The organism is Pseudomonas sp. 18058 (assembly GCF_902706155.1).
GTDB lineage: Bacteria > Pseudomonadota > Gammaproteobacteria > Pseudomonadales > Pseudomonadaceae > Aquipseudomonas > Aquipseudomonas rustica.
Genome location: NZ_CACSJY010000091.1, coordinates 1 through 15,862, shown reverse-complemented (window position 1 = coordinate 15,862; position 15,862 = coordinate 1). Strand labels below are relative to the sequence as shown.

The 15,862-nt window shown below is 60.3% G+C and carries 11 protein-coding genes; 4 read left to right on the top strand and 7 right to left on the bottom strand.

The window, feature by feature from the left end; translation table 11 throughout:
- Nucleotides 1–200 precede the first annotated feature (200 nt).
- The 4 genes from GVL50_RS27465 to GVL50_RS27450 form a co-directional block, all read right to left on the bottom strand.
- Complete coding sequence (locus GVL50_RS27465) at nucleotides 201–1,871, bottom strand: bifunctional protein-serine/threonine kinase/phosphatase (protein ID WP_159815722.1); 1,671 nt, start codon at nucleotides 1,869–1,871, stop codon at nucleotides 201–203.
- Between the two features lie 7 nt (nucleotides 1,872–1,878).
- The gene (locus tag GVL50_RS27460) at nucleotides 1,879–3,090 is read right to left on the bottom strand and encodes a NarK/NasA family nitrate transporter (RefSeq protein WP_053118728.1); all 1,212 of its coding nucleotides are present in this window, start codon (nucleotides 3,088–3,090) and stop codon (nucleotides 1,879–1,881) included.
- Nucleotides 3,091–3,396: 306 nt separating this feature from the next.
- Nucleotides 3,397–3,972 (bottom strand): ANTAR domain-containing response regulator, encoded by a 576-nt coding sequence (locus GVL50_RS27455; RefSeq protein ID WP_007916390.1) that lies wholly within the window; start codon nucleotides 3,970–3,972, stop codon nucleotides 3,397–3,399.
- 14 nt (nucleotides 3,973–3,986) lie between these two features.
- Entirely contained in the window at nucleotides 3,987–5,198 is a 1,212-nt protein-coding gene (locus GVL50_RS27450; protein WP_159815721.1) for a CmpA/NrtA family ABC transporter substrate-binding protein, read from the bottom strand.
- Between the two features lie 222 nt (nucleotides 5,199–5,420).
- Between GVL50_RS27450 and GVL50_RS27445 the strand changes: the two genes are divergently transcribed.
- Entirely contained in the window at nucleotides 5,421–6,443 is a 1,023-nt protein-coding gene (locus tag GVL50_RS27445) for a quinone-dependent dihydroorotate dehydrogenase (protein ID WP_053118732.1), read from the top strand.
- Nucleotides 6,444–6,709: 266 nt separating this feature from the next.
- On the opposite strand, the gene rmf is transcribed toward GVL50_RS27445, so the two are convergent.
- Nucleotides 6,710–6,925 carry a ribosome modulation factor gene (gene rmf / locus GVL50_RS27440; protein ID WP_003223300.1) on the bottom strand — a complete coding sequence of 72 codons (216 nt, stop codon included), beginning with the start codon at nucleotides 6,923–6,925 and terminating at the stop codon, nucleotides 6,710–6,712.
- Between the two features lie 532 nt (nucleotides 6,926–7,457).
- On the opposite strand from rmf, the gene rlmKL reads away from it, so the two are divergent.
- Together rlmKL and GVL50_RS27430 are read left to right on the top strand one after the other, a co-directional pair.
- Nucleotides 7,458–9,728, top strand: coding sequence for a bifunctional 23S rRNA (guanine(2069)-N(7))-methyltransferase RlmK/23S rRNA (guanine(2445)-N(2))-methyltransferase RlmL (rlmKL, locus tag GVL50_RS27435; RefSeq protein ID WP_159815720.1), 2,271 nt, complete (start codon nucleotides 7,458–7,460; stop codon nucleotides 9,726–9,728).
- A gap of 145 nt (nucleotides 9,729–9,873) precedes the next feature.
- Entirely contained in the window at nucleotides 9,874–12,255 is a 2,382-nt protein-coding gene (locus tag GVL50_RS27430; RefSeq protein ID WP_159815719.1) for a diguanylate cyclase, read from the top strand.
- 116 nt (nucleotides 12,256–12,371) lie between these two features.
- Here GVL50_RS27430 and dacB read toward each other — a convergent pair whose 3' ends face one another.
- Entirely contained in the window at nucleotides 12,372–13,832 is a 1,461-nt protein-coding gene (gene dacB / locus GVL50_RS27425) for a D-alanyl-D-alanine carboxypeptidase/D-alanyl-D-alanine-endopeptidase (protein ID WP_053118738.1), read from the bottom strand.
- A 233-nt stretch (nucleotides 13,833–14,065) separates the two neighbouring features.
- On the opposite strand from dacB, the gene GVL50_RS27420 reads away from it, so the two are divergent.
- Complete coding sequence (locus tag GVL50_RS27420) at nucleotides 14,066–14,410, top strand: YggL family protein (protein ID WP_007916365.1); 345 nt, start codon at nucleotides 14,066–14,068, stop codon at nucleotides 14,408–14,410.
- A 160-nt stretch (nucleotides 14,411–14,570) separates the two neighbouring features.
- On the opposite strand, the gene GVL50_RS27415 is transcribed toward GVL50_RS27420, so the two are convergent.
- On the bottom strand, nucleotides 14,571–15,761 hold the full coding sequence (locus GVL50_RS27415; protein WP_008082304.1) for a benzoate/H(+) symporter BenE family transporter: 1,191 nt from the start codon (nucleotides 15,759–15,761) through the stop codon (nucleotides 14,571–14,573).
- Nucleotides 15,762–15,862: the final 101 nt, after the last annotated feature.

The window sequence follows — 15,862 nt, the reverse complement described above, 5'->3', positions numbered from 1 at the left end:
GGTTTATTGGGGGGCGCGGGTTTTGAGGGTGATTTTCTGCACTGAATCGAGGCGGGTTGCTCGTTCGTGGGGCGTTCAGGCGGGTGGATTTTTGGTGATTGGGCTGACGCCTTCGCGAGCAAGCCCGCTCCCACAGGGGGTCTGTGTCGTTCACAAATCCCCTGTGGGAGCGGGCTTGCTCGCGAATGGCGCGGCGCGGTTCAACTGTGAAACAGCAACACCAGCAGCACCAGATTCCCGAGCAATGCCAGCAACGCCATCGTCCGCCAGACCTTCAGCGGCTCCCGCTCCAACATAGGCCGAGGCCGCACGCTCAAACTGCGCCGCTCGCCCTGTTCCAGCACCAACAACCATTCTTCCGCTGTTTCAAAGCGTTGCTGCGGATCAGCCGCCACGCCGCGCTCCAGACTCTGCGCCAGCCATTCCGGCAGATCCGGTCGATAACGCCCGGCGCTCACCGCCAGCCCAAATCGCGGCCGCTGAAACGCTTCTATCTCGCCGTAAGGAAAATGCCCCGTAAGCAGGAAATACAGGGTCACGCCCACCGCGTACAAGTCCTGCTGCGCACTCGGCGGATCACCGCGAAAGCCTTCCGGGGCGATATAACTCGGCGTCCCCGGCAACGTCGACGGCGCGTCTTCGGACAGTCCCGGGCAATACGCCAGGCCAAAATCCAGCAGCCGCAGTTCACCGTCATCCCCCCAATGCAGATTCTCCGGTTTGATGTCCCGATGCAGAATCTGCCGCCGATGCAGCAGCCCAACCGCACGCAGCAGGCGTTCGGCAATGTCTTGCCACTGCGCCAACGGTAACGCCCCGTTTTTTTGAAAAACCTGCGCCAGCGTCTTGCCGGAATATTCCCGCATTACGTAGTACAAATGCTGACGCTGATTGCACGCATGGACTTCAGGAAAATGCCGTCCGGCCACACGTTTCAGAAACCATTCCTCGGACAACAGCGCTTGCCCGGCACAGGAATCATCAGCGGAACGTGTGGGCAGGGTTTTCAACAGCCACGTTTGACCTTGGCTATCCAGCGCGCGATACAGCAACGATTGCTGGCTCTGCGCGACGATGCCTTGCACCTGCCAGCCTTCAAACGACTGACCGGGTTTCAGCGGCGGCGGCAGTGGCCATTGCTGCAAATGCATCAGTGCATCGCCAAAACTCGCCTCGCCAACCGCATCGACCCGCACCAGCAAAGCGCTGGCGTTGTCTTGACTGCCGGCCAGATGCGCGGCGTTGACCAATGTTTGCGCCGCGCTGTGCAGATCCGGCTGATCACGCAGGATCGCCGCAATCGCGGTATCGCCCAGGGTTGACCAGACGCCATCACTGAGCAGCACAAAGCTTTCGCCGTCACGCAATTCACCGTCGAGAAAATCCAGCACCAAATGTTGATCCAGCCCGAGCGCACGCTTGAGCACATGCTGCATGCCCGGCTGCTCCCAGACGTGATCCTCGCTGATGCGCTGCAACGCGTCGGCGTGCCAGCGGTATACCCGGCAATCTCCTACATGGGCGAGGGTAAAGCGCCGACCGCGCATGACCAAAGCACTGACAGTGGTGAGTAACGGCTGCCCACCGCCATTGGCCTGCAACCAGCGATTTTGTGCGAGCAGCAAGCGGTCGAGGGCCTGCGCCACGCTCCAGGTTTCCGGGGTGGCGTAATAATCGAGCGCCAAGGCCTGCAAGGTCGAGCGCGCGGCGAGGCCGCCATCGGCGCATTGGCTGACGCCGTCGGCGATGGCGAACAGATAACCCTTGCTCGCCGCCAGCGCCGGGGCCGGCGTGACCAGGCGCACAGCGTCCTGATTCTCCGTGCGCGGCCCGGTGGCGCTGGCTTCGGCGAAACTCAGTTGCAGGGCCATCGACGCCTCAGACCCGCGCCGCCGTCACCGCTGCGGAGCCCCAAGTGGTTCTCCAGCGACGCTTGACGCCGTGCAGGCCGAACCACGCCAACACGCCAAGGCTGGCGAACAACCACAGCGCCAGTTGGTAGCTGCCGGTGCTCTGCTTGATCGCACCCATGCCCGCCGCCAAGGCGAAACCGCCAATGCCGCCGGCCATGCCGATCAGCCCGGTCATTACGCCGATCTCCAGACGAAAACGCTGCGGCACCAGTTGGAAAACCGCACCGTTGCCTGCCCCTAAACCGAGCATCGTGCAGACGAAAAGCGCCAGCGCCGCGTAGGAACTTGGCAGATTGAAGCCAACGGCAGCGATGCAGATCGCAGCGACGGTGTACATCGCCAACAGAGTGCGGATCCCGCCGAAACGGTCAGCCAGGGCGCCACCCAATGGGCGCATCAAACTGCCGCCGAACACGCAAGCGGCGGTGTAGTAACCGGCGGTCACCGGGCTCAAACCGTATTGATCGTTGAAATAGCCGGGCAGGGCGCTGGCCAAGCCGATAAAGCCGCCGAAGGTGACGCTGTAGAAGAACATGAACCACCAACTGTCGCGGTCGCCGAGGGCTTTGAAGTAGTCGGTCATGGCTTTGGCTTTCGGCCGTTCCGGCGCGTTTTTCGCCAGCCAGGCGAACAGCACCAGCGTCAGGATCAACGGAATCAAAGCGAAACCGAACACATTGCTCCAGCCGTAAGCGGCGGCGAGCACCGGTGCGAGCAACGCGGCGAACACGGTGCCGGAGTTGCCCGCGCCAGCGATGCCCATGGCTTTGCCCTGATGTTGCGGCGGATACCATTGCGAGGCCAGCGGCAGGGCAACGGCAAACGAAGCGCCGGCCATACCGAGAAACAGGCCGAGGATTAGCGCTTGTTCGTAACTGTGAATGCCGATTTTCCAGGCGCCGAACAGTGCGCAGATGACGATGACCTGGCCAATCAGCCCGGCGGTTTTCGGCGACAGTCGATCGGCGAGCATGCCCATGATGAAGCGCAGAACAGCACCAGCAAGGATCGGCGTGGCGACGACGAGGCCGCGTTGTTGGGTGGTCAGGTGCAGGTCGGCGGCGATCTGCACCGCCAAAGGGCCGAGCAGATACCAGACCATGAAACTCAGGTCGAAATAGAGGAAGGCCGCGAACAATGTCGGGGTGTGGCCGGATTTCCAGAAGCTTGAATTCATCGCGCACCTCAGCTGAAAAGAGTCTCGAAAGGAGTCATGCAACAGCAGGTGGGGCGCCGCACGGCCGCACCACCGGCCCCGGTCTGTGGGGCCAAAACGCAAAAACGCCGCTACCTGATACGCCGGGTGGGGCGAACGGGTGAGCGACGTCTTTGTCGTGGGTGGGGCAACCGCCGTTGGTTACCTTTGAGTTTTACATAGCGAGATTTGTGCCAAGGATCAAAAGATCGCAGCCTTCGGCAGCTCCTACAGGGGAATGCAGTCTCCTGTAGGAGCTGCCGAAGGCTGCGATCTTCTGATCTTGATTCAACCCAACAACTCACTCATCGCAATAATCTGCTCCGCCACTTGAATCAGCTTCTGCTGCCGGCTCATCGCCTGCCGCCGCATTAGCGTGTACGCCTCTTCCTCATTGCAGTCCTTCATCTTCATCAACAAACCCTTGGCCAGTTCAATCCGCTTGCGCTCCGCCAGTTGCTGATCGCGCGCCTGCAACTGCGCGCGCAACGCCTGATCACTCTCGAAACGCGCCATCGCCACATCGAGAATCGGCTGCAAACGCTGGGCGTGAATGCCTTCGACGATGTAGGCACTGACCCCGGATTTGATCGCCTGACGCATCACTCCCGGATCATGCTCGTCGGTAAACATCACGATCGGCCGTGGCTGGTCGCGGCTGACCAGCACCACTTGTTCCATGACATCGCGGCTCGGTGACTCGGTATCGATCAGGATCACGTCCGGGCGCACCGTTTCGACGCGCGCGGGCAGGTCGATGGTCAGGCCGGATTCGTCGATAACTTCAAAACCGGCTTCGGTCAGCGCCGCTTTCAGACGTCCGACTTTTTTCGCGGTGTCGTTGATCAGCAGAATGCGCAACATGTTCGCGTCTCCTGTCAGCGGCGGGCGAGAAGGGCTGAGTCGTCGCTTATGGCGTGCAGTTTGAAGCTGCGCGCATAAGCGGCCGGGTCGCTGCCGTCCCAGATTTTGCCGTCGAGCAACTGACTGCTGCGCATGTCGGTGCCCCACGCGGCGACGCCGACTGCGGTGGCAGCGTCGCGATACAGATCGAGCTGCTGAACCTGACGGGCGACGGCGAGGTAATCCGGATCCTCGCGCAGCAAACCCCAACGACGGAACTGGGTCATGAACCACATGCCGTCGGACAAGTACGGCAAATTCACCTCGCCGTGGCCGTGGAAACGCAGCGCATGAGGATCCTGCCAGCGGTTGCCGAGGCCATCGGCGTAATCACCGAGAAAACGCGGTTCGATGCACGCCACTGGCGCATCGAGGTATTCCGGCGCACTGAGCAATTGCGCGGTGCTGCGGCGGTTTTCCGGACTTTCTTCGATGAAACGACTGGCTTCGAGGATTGCCATCACCAACGCGCGTGCGGTGTTCGGGTACTGATCGACGAATTCGCGGGTGCAGCCGAGGACTTTTTCCGGGTGATCGGGCCAGATGGTCTGGCTGGTGGCGAGGGTGAAACCAAGATCCTGCTGCACCGCGCTGGCGGCCCACGGTTCGCCGACGCAAAAACCGTCGATGCGCCCGGCCTGCAAGTGCGCGACCATTTGCGGCGGCGGCACCACCACGCTGTCGACATCCTGCAGCGGATGAATGCCCTGACTCGCCAGCCAGTAATAAAGCCACATCGCGTGGGTGCCGGTGGGGAAGGTCTGGGCGAAGGTGAGTTTTGCGCGGCTTTGGTGCACGTGGCGATCCAGCGCGTCAGGACTGGTCACGCCGAGGTTCTGCAAACCGTGCGAAAGATTCAGGCTCTGGCCGTTCTGATTGAGGCCCATCAGCACGGCCATGTCGGTCGGCGCGACACCGCCGATGCCCAGATGCACCGCGTAAATCAGCCCGTACAAACTGTGCGCGGCGTCGAGTTCGCCGCTGACCAGTTTGTCGCGCAATCCTGCCCAGGAGGTCTGGCGCTTGAGGTTCAGGGTCAATCCGTAAGGCTGAGCAAAGCCTTGCGTGGCCGCGACCACCACCGAGGCGCAATCGCTCAGGGCCATGAAGCCGAGGTTGATTGCACTCTTTTCCGGAGCATCGCTGCCGTTGACCCAGGCCAGCGGCCCTACCGAAGGTTCATTCATCCAACGCTACCTCGAAAAAAAACGCCGCCGCGGACTTTGCGCAGGCAAAACCCGGGACGACGCCATTGTCCTTGCCCGCACGCCGCCATTGGCCTGCAAGCTGATAAAGATGTCGGTGCAAGGCATATGCCACTCGCCGCGATTTGCGCGTGCGCCTCGCGCGGTGGGGCGATGCCCGGCTATAATCGCCGCCTCTTTTCGCCGCCCGAGTCAAAGCCGCCCATGTACACCCTGGCCCGTCAGATGTTGTTCAAACTTTCCCCGGAAACCTCCCACGATCTGTCGCTGGATCTGATCGGCGCGGGCGGACGTTTGGGCCTCAACGGCTTGCTGTGCAAAGCGCCGGCAAAAGTCCCGGTGACCGTCATGGGCCTGGAATTCCCCAACCCGGTGGGTTTGGCGGCCGGGCTGGACAAGAACGGCGCAGCCATCGATGGCTTCGCGCAACTGGGTTTCGGTTTTGTCGAAATCGGCACCGTGACCCCGCGTCCACAGCCGGGCAACCCGAAACCACGGATTTTCCGTCTGCCGGAAGCCGAGGCGATCATCAATCGCATGGGTTTCAACAACCTCGGTGTCGATAACCTGCTGGCGCGCGTGGCGGCGGCGAAATACAACGGCGTGCTGGGCATCAACATCGGCAAGAATTTCGACACGCCGGTTGAGCGTGCAGTCGATGATTACCTGATCTGCCTGGACAAGGTTTACGCCCACGCCAGCTACGTGACCGTCAACGTCAGCTCGCCGAACACCCCGGGCCTGCGCAGCTTGCAGTTCGGTGATTCGCTCAAGCAATTGTTGGCCGATCTGGCCACGCGCCGTGCCGAACTGGCGTTGCGTCATGGCAAGCATGTGCCGCTGGCGATCAAGATCGCGCCGGACATGACCGACGAAGAAACCGCGCAGGTGGCGCAGGCGCTGATCGATACCGGGATGGACGCGGTGATCGCGACCAACACCACCCTCAGCCGTGTCGGTGTTGAAGGCATGGAGCATGGTGACGAGGCGGGCGGTTTGTCGGGTGCGCCGGTGCGTGAGAAGAGCACCAATACGGTGAAAGTGCTGGCGGGCGAGTTGGCTGGGCGGTTGCCGATTATTGCTGCTGGCGGGATTACCGAAGGCAAGCATGCGGCGGAGAAGATTCTCGCGGGTGCGAGTCTGGTGCAGATTTATTCGGGCTTCATCTATAAGGGCCCGGCGCTGATCCGTGAATCCGTAGACGCAATCGCCGCCCTGCGCAAATAACCCGACCCGATACGGTCAATGTAGGAGCTGCCGAAGGCTGCGATCTTTTGATCTTGATTCTAAAAAACAAGATCAAAAGATCGCAGCCTTCGGCAGCTCCTACAGGGGTAGTTGCCCGCCAATCGAAAGGTGGGTGACAGTCGAGTTTTCGGGCATAAAAAAGGGCTCCTCGAAGGAGCCCCTGGGCCGTAGCCCGCCGTCCGGGAAGGACGTGCATGGTAAGTCGTTACAAATTCAGATTGTCGTGTCGGAGTAAGTGCCCTGTGTCAGCCGACGGCGTGAAGTTCGTTGAGTCTATGGATTCCCGCAGTGCCGGTCATACCGTCCCAGTTGTCGCCGCGTCCTTCTCGCCAGCCGTTAATCCAGGCTTGACGTACCGACGGTAGAGTAAATGGGCAAAGCTCACGGGATTTGCCACCAACGCCATATTGATATCCGCGCAAAAATGCTCTTTCCAACGGATCACGCTTAAGTCTTCTCATAGGGTGTTGCCCTCACTTGTTGACTGTTTGTGTCGCGTCGACCTCAATCGAGGTCTGGCAGAAAAAACTCTGCCGTGGTGCGGCTCGCTGCCGGCGTGGCGAGCCAAGGTGTTGACGCCGTTGCGACGTCAACCTGTGGTCAGTTCTAACCAATGAGTCACAGCGATGGAATGACCGTTTTGTCATAAGGACGTAACGAAAAGGGTGCTATAGCGATAAGTAACCGCGTATTTATTGAACGTTTATTGAGCAAACCCCGGTATGATCGGCCCCGCGCTGGATGATGGGCTTAATTCTTTAGTGAGAATGACCCACGTTTGCGCTGGGGTACTATTCGACGAAGGGTCGCTTTAAGACTTTTTGTTACTCCAACTTTTTTATCTGTCCTTGCATCTAAGCTCTTTTAACCCGAGCAGCGGGGATGGAACGGCACACCTTCGTGCCACGCGGGCGTTCTTTTAGAAAAGCGCCTGATTGAAAACCGGATCGGCAATGCGTTGCCGGTTCACTAGCCAAAGGCTTTGGAAATACCATGTCCGACAGTTTCGAACTCTTCCTCACTTGCCCTAAAGGCCTTGAAGGCCTGCTCATCGAGGAAGCCGTCGGGCTTGGCCTTGAAGAAGCGCGCGAGCACACCTCCGCCGTGCGTGGCATGGCGACCATGGAAACCGCTTATCGCCTGTGCCTCTGGTCGCGTCTGGCCAACCGCGTGTTGCTGGTGCTCAAACGCTTCCCGATGAAGGACGCCGAAGACCTGTACCACGGCGTCCTCGACGTCGAGTGGCAGGATCACATGCTCAGCGACGGCACCCTGGCCGTTGAATTCAGCGGTCACGGCTCAGGCATCGACAACACCCACTTCGGCGCGCTGAAGGTCAAAGATGCCATCGTCGACAAACTTCGCACGCCGCAGGGCGACCGTCCGTCGATCGACAAGCTCAACCCGGATCTGCGCATTCACCTGCGCCTGGATCGCGGCGAAGCAATTCTCTCCCTCGACCTCTCCGGCCACAGCCTGCACCAGCGCGGCTATCGCTTGCAGCAGGGCGCGGCGCCGCTGAAGGAAAACCTCGCGGCAGCGATCCTGATCCGTTCCGGCTGGCCACGCATTGCGGCCGAAGGCGGCGCGCTGGCTGACCCGATGTGCGGTGTGGGTACGTTCCTCGTCGAAGCGGGGATGATCGCCGCCGATATGGCGCCGAACCTGCGTCGTGAGCAGTGGGGTTTCACCGCTTGGCTCGGTCACGTGCCAGCGCTGTGGAAAAAACTGCATGAAGAAGCTGCTGAACGCGCCGCTGCCGGTCTGGCCAAGCCACCGCTGTGGATTCGCGGTTACGAAGCCGATCCACGTTTGATTCAACCGGGTCGCAACAACGTTGAGCGTGCCGGTCTGAGCGAGTGGATCAAGATCTACCAAGGCGAAGTCGCCACTTTCGAGCCGCGTCCGGATCAGAACCAGAAAGGTCTGGTCATCTGCAACCCGCCGTACGGCGAGCGTCTCGGTGACGAAGCCAGCCTGTTGTACCTCTACCAGAACCTCGGCGAGCGTCTGCGTCAGGCTTGCCTGAACTGGGAAGCAGCGGTGTTCACCGGCGCGCCGGATCTCGGCAAGCGCATGGGCATCCGCAGCCACAAACAGTATTCGTTCTGGAACGGCGCGTTGCCGTGCAAGCTGTTGCTGATCAAGGTCACTCCGGATCAGTTCGTCACTGGCGAGCGTCGTACGCCGGAACAGCGTCAGGCCGAGCGTGAGCAAGCGGCTTACGATCAAACCCCGGACGAGCCGCAAGAGCGCAAGTTCAACAAGAACGGCAACCCGATCAAACCGACGCCAGCCCCGGCACCGGTGATCGAGCAGCCGCGCTTGAGCGAAGGCGGGCAGATGTTTGCCAACCGTCTGCAAAAAAATCTCAAGGCGATGAGCAAGTGGGTCAAGCGCGAAGGCATCGATTGCTACCGCGTCTACGATGCCGACATGCCTGAGTACGCGATGGCGATCGATCTGTATCACGACTGGGTGCACGTGCAGGAATACGCCGCGCCGAAGTCGATCGATCCGGAAAAAGCCTCGGCACGCATGTTCGACGCACTGGCAGCGATTCCGCAGGCGCTGAACGTCGACAAGAGCCGCGTGGTGGTCAAACGCCGCGAGCGCCAGAGCGGCACCAAGCAGTACGAGCGTCAGAGCGCGCAGGGCAAGTTCAATGAAGTCACCGAGGGCGGCGTGAAGTTGCTGGTCAACCTCACCGACTACCTCGACACCGGCCTGTTCCTTGATCACCGCCCAATCCGCATGCGCATTCAGAAAGAGGCCGAGGGCAAGCGTTTCCTCAATCTGTATTGCTACACCGCGACCGCCAGCGTGCACGCAGCCAAGGGCGGCGCGCGCAGCACCACCAGCGTCGACCTGTCGAAAACCTACCTCGACTGGGCGCGCCGCAACCTGTCGCTGAACGGCTTCTCGGACAAGAACCGTCTGGAGCAGGGCGACGTGATGGTCTGGCTGGAGAGCTGCCGTGAAGAGTACGACTTGATCTTCATCGATCCGCCGACCTTCTCCAACTCCAAGCGTATGGAAGGCATCTTCGACGTGCAGCGTGATCAGGTGCAGTTGATCGACCTGGCCATGGCGCGTCTGGCGCCGGGCGGCGTGTTGTACTTCTCGAACAACTTCCGCAAGTTCCAGTTGGAAGAGAACCTGACCGAGCGTTACGCGGTCGAGGAAATCAGCGCACAGACCATTGATCCGGATTTTGCCCGCAACACCAAGATCCACCGCGCCTGGAAAATAACGGCTCGTTGACGCTTCGCCAGACTGGATCCACAGAGCCTTGATTTTTAAAGGCTCTTGGATCCAGTCAGCGCTAGCCAAATTAATGGCTAATAGCTATAACTCAACCCATGGCCAAGGGGTTTTTCCCGGAACATTGGCGTAGTGAGTTGTCCTTATGTCGTTGCACCCCGTGCGCCCGAAGATACTGGGTTTTATCAGCGAAGAAGTCTCGGCCTGGCTGGTCGCGCTGCTGGTATTGCTCGCCGGCGGGATTCTCACGGGGCTGCTCGCCTGGGCCACCCTCAACGAATTTCACCAGCAATTGCGTCAGCGTTTCCAACTGCTGACCAATGAACGTTACAGCCGCATCGAAGAACGCTTTGAAGATCAAGAGCAACGCCTCGACGGTCTGCGCCGTTTCTTCTCCAATTCTGAATCGGTGTCCCGCGCCGAATTCGACGGTTACACCCAACCTCTGTTACTGCGTACTCAAGCCTATTCGTTCGCCCTCAAGGTCAGTGGCGCCGAGCGCGCGACGTTTGAGCAGCGCGTGCGGGATGACGGCTTGGGCGATTTCACCATTCGCGAACTGAATGCCCATGGCGAATTGCAACTGGCTGCGTCCCGCGATGAATACGTGCCGGTGCTGTACAGCCAGACCCAGAGCAAGCTCGGCTCGCCGTTGGGTTACGACTTGCTCGCGCAACCGATGCGCCGCGATACGTTGATGCGTGCCGATCAGTTGAACAATCTGGCGGTGTCGCAACCGTTGCACCTGGTCAGCACCGAACCGTCCTACGCACGCGGTGTGTTGTTGGTGGCTCCCGTCGTCCATGAGGGTGAGCAGCAGTCGTTCGGTTATGTCGCGGCGGTGATCAGCATGCGCCAGCTGCTCGCCGACGGTTTGCCGGACGCGTTTCATGACTATCTGTCGGTGCGCATTCTCGATCTGTCGACCAATGATCAGCATGAAGTGTTGTTCGAATCGACCAATGAGCCGGTGCCGAGTGATTTGTCCGCGACTCGTCTGTTGCGTCTGGCCGATCACGACTATCAAGTCGACATCCTGCCGAGCGAAGCGTTTATGCAGGCCAACCATTCGTCGGTTGGCAGCATCGTGATTCTCGGTGGGCTATTGAGCGTTTTGCTCAGTGCGTTGTTGTATGTGCTGGTCAGTCAGCGTCAGCGCGCGGTGCGCATGGTCGAGCAACGCACCGAGGAACTGCACGCCAGCGAACAGGAATTGCGCGGCACCCATGGTCAGTTGCGTGGTGTGCTCAACGCAGCGACACAAGTGGCAATCATCGCCACCGACCTGCGCGGCGTGATCAGCACGTTTAATCCCGGCGCCGAGCAAATGCTCGGTTACAGCAGCGCTGACGTTATCGGCCACATGACTCTGGAAAACCTGCATCTGCCGCGAGAACTCGCCACACGTTCGGCGGAGTTGAGCGCGCGTTACGGCAAAAGCATTCCGACTTGCCACGCGATGCTGGTTGAGGGCGGCGAAGTCGGCGGCCATGAGGCGCGCGAGTGGACGCTGGTGCGCAGCGATGGCAGTCATCTGCCAGTGAACATGCTCGCCACTCCGGTGCTCGACGAGCAGGGGCTTTGGGTCGGGCATCTGGCGATCTGCATCGACATCACCGAGCGCAAGCGTGTGCACGAGGCGCTGGCGGCGCGGGATGTGTTGCTGAAGAAACTCAGCGCCCACGTCCCCGGCGGCATTTACCAGTTCAAGATGGAATTCGACGGGCGCTTTAGCGTGATCTACGCCAGCGACGGCATTCGTGAGATCTACGAGCTGGAGCCGGATGTGTTGCTACTGAATGCCGAGGCGATCTTCACCCGCATTCATCCGCAGGACACCACGCGGGTGCGCGCTTCGATCCGTGAGTCGGCGGACAACCTCAGCCCGTGGCGCGAGGAATACCGCGTGCAACTGCCCGAGCGCGGCCTGCGCTGGGTGCGCGGCGAGGCAACGCCGGAAGAGCTGCCGGGCGGCGGAGTGTTGTGGCATGGCTATATTTCCGACATCTCCGACCTCAAACGCGTCGAGGAAGAACTGCGTGCGCTGTCGGTGACGGACTCGCTGACCGGCATTCATAACCGCCGTTATTTCCAGGAACGCCTGACCACTGAAATGGCTCGGGTCGAGCGTGGCGGCGGCGAGTTGTCGGTGATCATGCTCGACATCGACCACTTCAAACGCATCAACGACCAGTACGGGCATGCCGTGGGCGATCGGGTTTTGCAGGCGGTGTGCGAACGCATTGGCCACCGGTTGCGGCGCACCGATGTGTTCTGCCGTTTGGGCGGCGAGGAATTCATGGTGCTGTGCCCGGACATCGACGGCGAGCACGCGCACATGCTGGCGGTTGAGCTGTGGCAGGGCTTGCGGGGCGCGCCGGTGGATGTGGTCGGCGTGGTCACGGCGAGTTTCGGCATCGCCAGTTGGCGCACGGGAGAGGGCGCGGATGCGCTGCTGCTACGCGCGGATTCCGGGGTGTACGCGGCAAAACAGGGCGGCCGCGATCGCGTCGAGCAGATGAGCTAACGGCTAAACCCTTGCTCCTACAAAAGATCAAAAGATCGCAGCCTTCGGCAGCTCCTACAGGGTAAATGTTCACCTGTAGGAGCTGCCGAAGGCTGCGATCTTTTGCTTTTTTGCTTTTAGAGGACTGACGCAGTCTGCGGCAGTTTCGGCTGGCGATACAGATCCAGCAGCACCTGATCCAGTACCGACGAAGCGCCAAACGGGGCTTTGTCGTTGAGGATCGCCACCACCGCCCAGGTATTGCCATTGACGTCACGGCTGAAACCGGCAATCGCCCGCACGGTGTTCAAGGTGCCGGTCTTGACGTGCGCCTCGCCGCGCATTGCGGTGGTTTTCAGGCGTTTACGCATAGTGCCGTCGGTGCCGGCGATCGGCAGCGAGCTGATGTATTCAGCGGCATACGGGCTGTGCCACGCGGCTTGCAGCATGTTCGCCATTTCACGGGCGCTGACGCGTTCAGCGCGGGACAGCCCGGAGCCGTTCTCCATCACCAGGTGCGGCGCGGTGATGCCTTTCTTCGCCAGCCACTGACGGACGACGCGTTGACCGGCCTTGGCATCATCGCCGTCGGCGTCGTTGCGGAATTTCTGGCCGAGGCTCAGGAACAGCTGCTGGGCCATGGTGTTGTTACTGTATTTGTTGATGTCGCGAATGATCTCGGCCAGATCCGGCGAGTAAGCGCGAGCCAGCAGTTTGGCGTTGCTTGGCGTGGTCGCCAGGCGATCGCGGCCCTGAATGCTGCCGCCCAGTTCTTTCCAGATCGCGCGCACGGCGCCGGCGGTGTAGGTCGCGTGGTCGAGGAGCGACAGATAAGTCTGCGAACTGCAGCCTTCGCCCAACTGGCCGCCAACGGTCACGGTCACGCTGCCATCGGCTTGCGGCACCGGGTTGTAGCGTACGCCGCCGGTGCATTGCTTCGACGGCAGGGCTTTGACGGTGTTTTCGATGTGGATGCTGGCAATCGGCGGCTCGACCGAGATCAGTACACGGCCACCGTCGTTGCGCGCGACAAAGCGCAGAGCTTTGAGGTTGACCAGCAGCGAATCCGGTTTGACCAGGAACGGCTTGTTCTCATCATTGCCGTCATCGTTGAATTCCGGCAGTTGCGGCTGGATAAAGAAGTTGCGGTCGAGCACCAGATCACCGGTGATCTGCGTCACGCCGTTGGCGCGCAGGTCGCGCATCAGCAGCCAGAGTTTTTCCATGTTCAGCTTCGGATCGCCGCCGCCCTTGAGGTAGAGGTTGCCGTTGAGGATGCCGCCGCTCAGTGTGCCGTCGGTGTAGAACTCGGTTTTCCACTGATGATTGGGGCCGAGCATTTCCAGCGCCGCGTAGGTGGTCACCAGTTTCATGGTCGAGGCCGGATTGACCGACACGTCGGCGTTGAACACGGTCGCCGTGCCCGGGCCGTCGAGCGGCACCATCACCAGCGACAGGGCGCTAGGTTGCAATTTGCTCGCCTTGAGGGCTTTTTCGACGTTCGGGGTGAGGGAAGTATTGATGGTGGCAGCGGAAACAGGCAGGGCCAGAGGCAGAAGAAGGCCGGCGAGAAACAGTGGACGCAACGATTTGATCATATGAAATAAAACCCTACAGCCGAGGGGAAAAAGACGAGGACATGGATGAAAAGGTCCTCAGTGGTCACGAAAGTGTCGGCATTATGCCCCAAGGTGTAACCGATTGTGGCTTCCTCGGGGTGGCGATTCGTTGATTTTTTTACAGGCGGTCAGCCTCTGTGTCCAGAGAGGCGGGCAAACGATTGCTGAAACTGGTAAAGTGCCCGCCGTATTTACTTAAGAGGATTGTTCCAATGGCGACTAACCGTTCCCAGCGTCTGCGCAAAAAACTGTGCGTTGATGAATTTCAAGAGCTGGGTTTCGAACTGAACCTGGACTTCAAAGAAGACTTGTCCGAAGAAGCCATTGACGCTTTCCTCGAAGCATTCATCAAAGAAGCCATGGAAGCCAACGGTCTGGGTTATGTTGGCGGCGACGACTTCGGTCTGGTTTGCCTGCAGAAGCGTGGCTCGGTCAACGAAGAGCAGCGCGCTGCCGTTGAAGCCTGGCTGAAAACCCGCTCCGAGCTGACCAAGTATGAAGTCAGCCCGTTGCTGGACGTTTGGTATCCGGAAAAGCCGATCAACGCGGCTAAGTGATACTGAAAAAAACGGCGACCTGAGGGTCGCCGTTTTTTTATGCCTGAGTTTTGTTCTTCGTAGGAGCAAGGCTTGCCCGCGAAGGTGTTTGTTCAGTCAGCAATCTTAATTGACTGATCCGACGCCTTCGCGGGCAAGCCTTGCTCCTACGAGAGTGGCATCAGGCTTTGCGCCAGTTCAGGATCACCAACGTCAACACCCCCGCAACAATCCCCCAAAACGCCGATCCGATGGAAAACAGCGTCAACCCCGACGCCGTGACCATAAAGGTAATCAGCGCCGCCTCACGTTCCTTCACCTCAGTCATCGCAATGCTCAAACCATTGATGATCGAGCCAAACAGCGCCAACGCGGCAATCGACAACACCAATTCTTTCGGCAACGCTGCAAACAAGGCCGCCAATGTCGCGCCGAACACCCCGGCAATCCCGTAGAAAATCCCGCACCACACCGCTGCCGTGTAGCGCTTGTTGCGATCTTCATGGGCGTGCGGCCCGGTGCAAATCGCCGCGCTGATCGCCGCGAGGTTGATGCCGTGGGAGCCAAACGGTGCCAGCAACAGCGAGGCGATGCCGGTGGTGGTGATCAGTGGCGAGGCGGGGACGGTGTAGCCATCGGCGCGTAAAACGGCGATGCCGGGCATGTTCTGCGAGGTCATCGCCACGACGAACAGCGGGATGCCTATGCTGATGGTCGCCGCCAGCGAGAAATGCGGCGTCGTCCACACGGGCGTCGCCACTTCCAGATGAAAACCGCTGAAATCCAGCAGCCCCATGAAGCCCGACAATGCGGTGCCAATCAGCAGCGCAGCGAGCACGGCATAACGCGGCGACAGGCGCTTGACCACTAAATAGGTGAAGAACATCCCCAGCACCAAACCCGTGCGGTGCTGCGCGGCGACGAAGATTTCACTGCCGATCTTGAACAGAATCCCCGCCAACAACGCCGCCGCCAGGGATGCCGGGATTTTTTTTACCAGCCGTTCGAAGCTGCCGGTCAGGCCACAAATGGTCACCAGCACCGCGCAAGTGATGTAGGCGCCGATGGCTTCGCCATAACTGACGCCGCCCAGGCTGGTGATCAGCAACGCCGCGCCGGGTGTCGACCAGGCGATGGTGATTGGCGTGCGATAGCGCAGCGACAGGCCGATCGAACACACCGCCATGCCGATCGAAATCGCCCAGATCCACGAAGAAATCTGCCCGCTGGTCAGGCCCGCCGCTTGCCCGGCCTGGAACATCAACACCAGGGAACTGGTGTAACCGGTCATCATCGCGATGAAACCGGCGACGATCGCTGATGGTGACGTGTCGGCCAGAGGGCGCAGTTGCGTGTGCGTGGCGTCGTTCATGACGGCGGTGTTCCTTATACCAATGAAGATCCCTTGTGGGAGCGGGCTTGCTCGCGAAGGCGGTGTGTCAGCCAACGCAAATGGCGACGGATACACCTGTC

Coding starts and splice junctions, on each gene's coding strand:
- GVL50_RS27450 (WP_159815721.1), bottom strand. CDS start 5,198: ATGAATGAACCTTCGGTAGGGCCGCTGGCCTGGGTCAACGGCAGCGAT.
- GVL50_RS27465 (WP_159815722.1), bottom strand. CDS start 1,871: ATGGCCCTGCAACTGAGTTTCGCCGAAGCCAGCGCCACCGGGCCGCGC.
- rlmKL (WP_159815720.1), top strand. CDS start 7,458: ATGTCCGACAGTTTCGAACTCTTCCTCACTTGCCCTAAAGGCCTTGAA.
- GVL50_RS27455 (WP_007916390.1), bottom strand. CDS start 3,972: ATGTTGCGCATTCTGCTGATCAACGACACCGCGAAAAAAGTCGGACGT.
- GVL50_RS27460 (WP_053118728.1), bottom strand. CDS start 3,090: ATGAATTCAAGCTTCTGGAAATCCGGCCACACCCCGACATTGTTCGCG.
- GVL50_RS27445 (WP_053118732.1), top strand. CDS start 5,421: ATGTACACCCTGGCCCGTCAGATGTTGTTCAAACTTTCCCCGGAAACC.
- GVL50_RS27430 (WP_159815719.1), top strand. CDS start 9,874: ATGTCGTTGCACCCCGTGCGCCCGAAGATACTGGGTTTTATCAGCGAA.
- GVL50_RS27420 (WP_007916365.1), top strand. CDS start 14,066: ATGGCGACTAACCGTTCCCAGCGTCTGCGCAAAAAACTGTGCGTTGAT.
- GVL50_RS27415 (WP_008082304.1), bottom strand. CDS start 15,761: ATGAACGACGCCACGCACACGCAACTGCGCCCTCTGGCCGACACGTCA.
- dacB (WP_053118738.1), bottom strand. CDS start 13,832: ATGATCAAATCGTTGCGTCCACTGTTTCTCGCCGGCCTTCTTCTGCCT.
- rmf (WP_003223300.1), bottom strand. CDS start 6,925: ATGAGAAGACTTAAGCGTGATCCGTTGGAAAGAGCATTTTTGCGCGGA.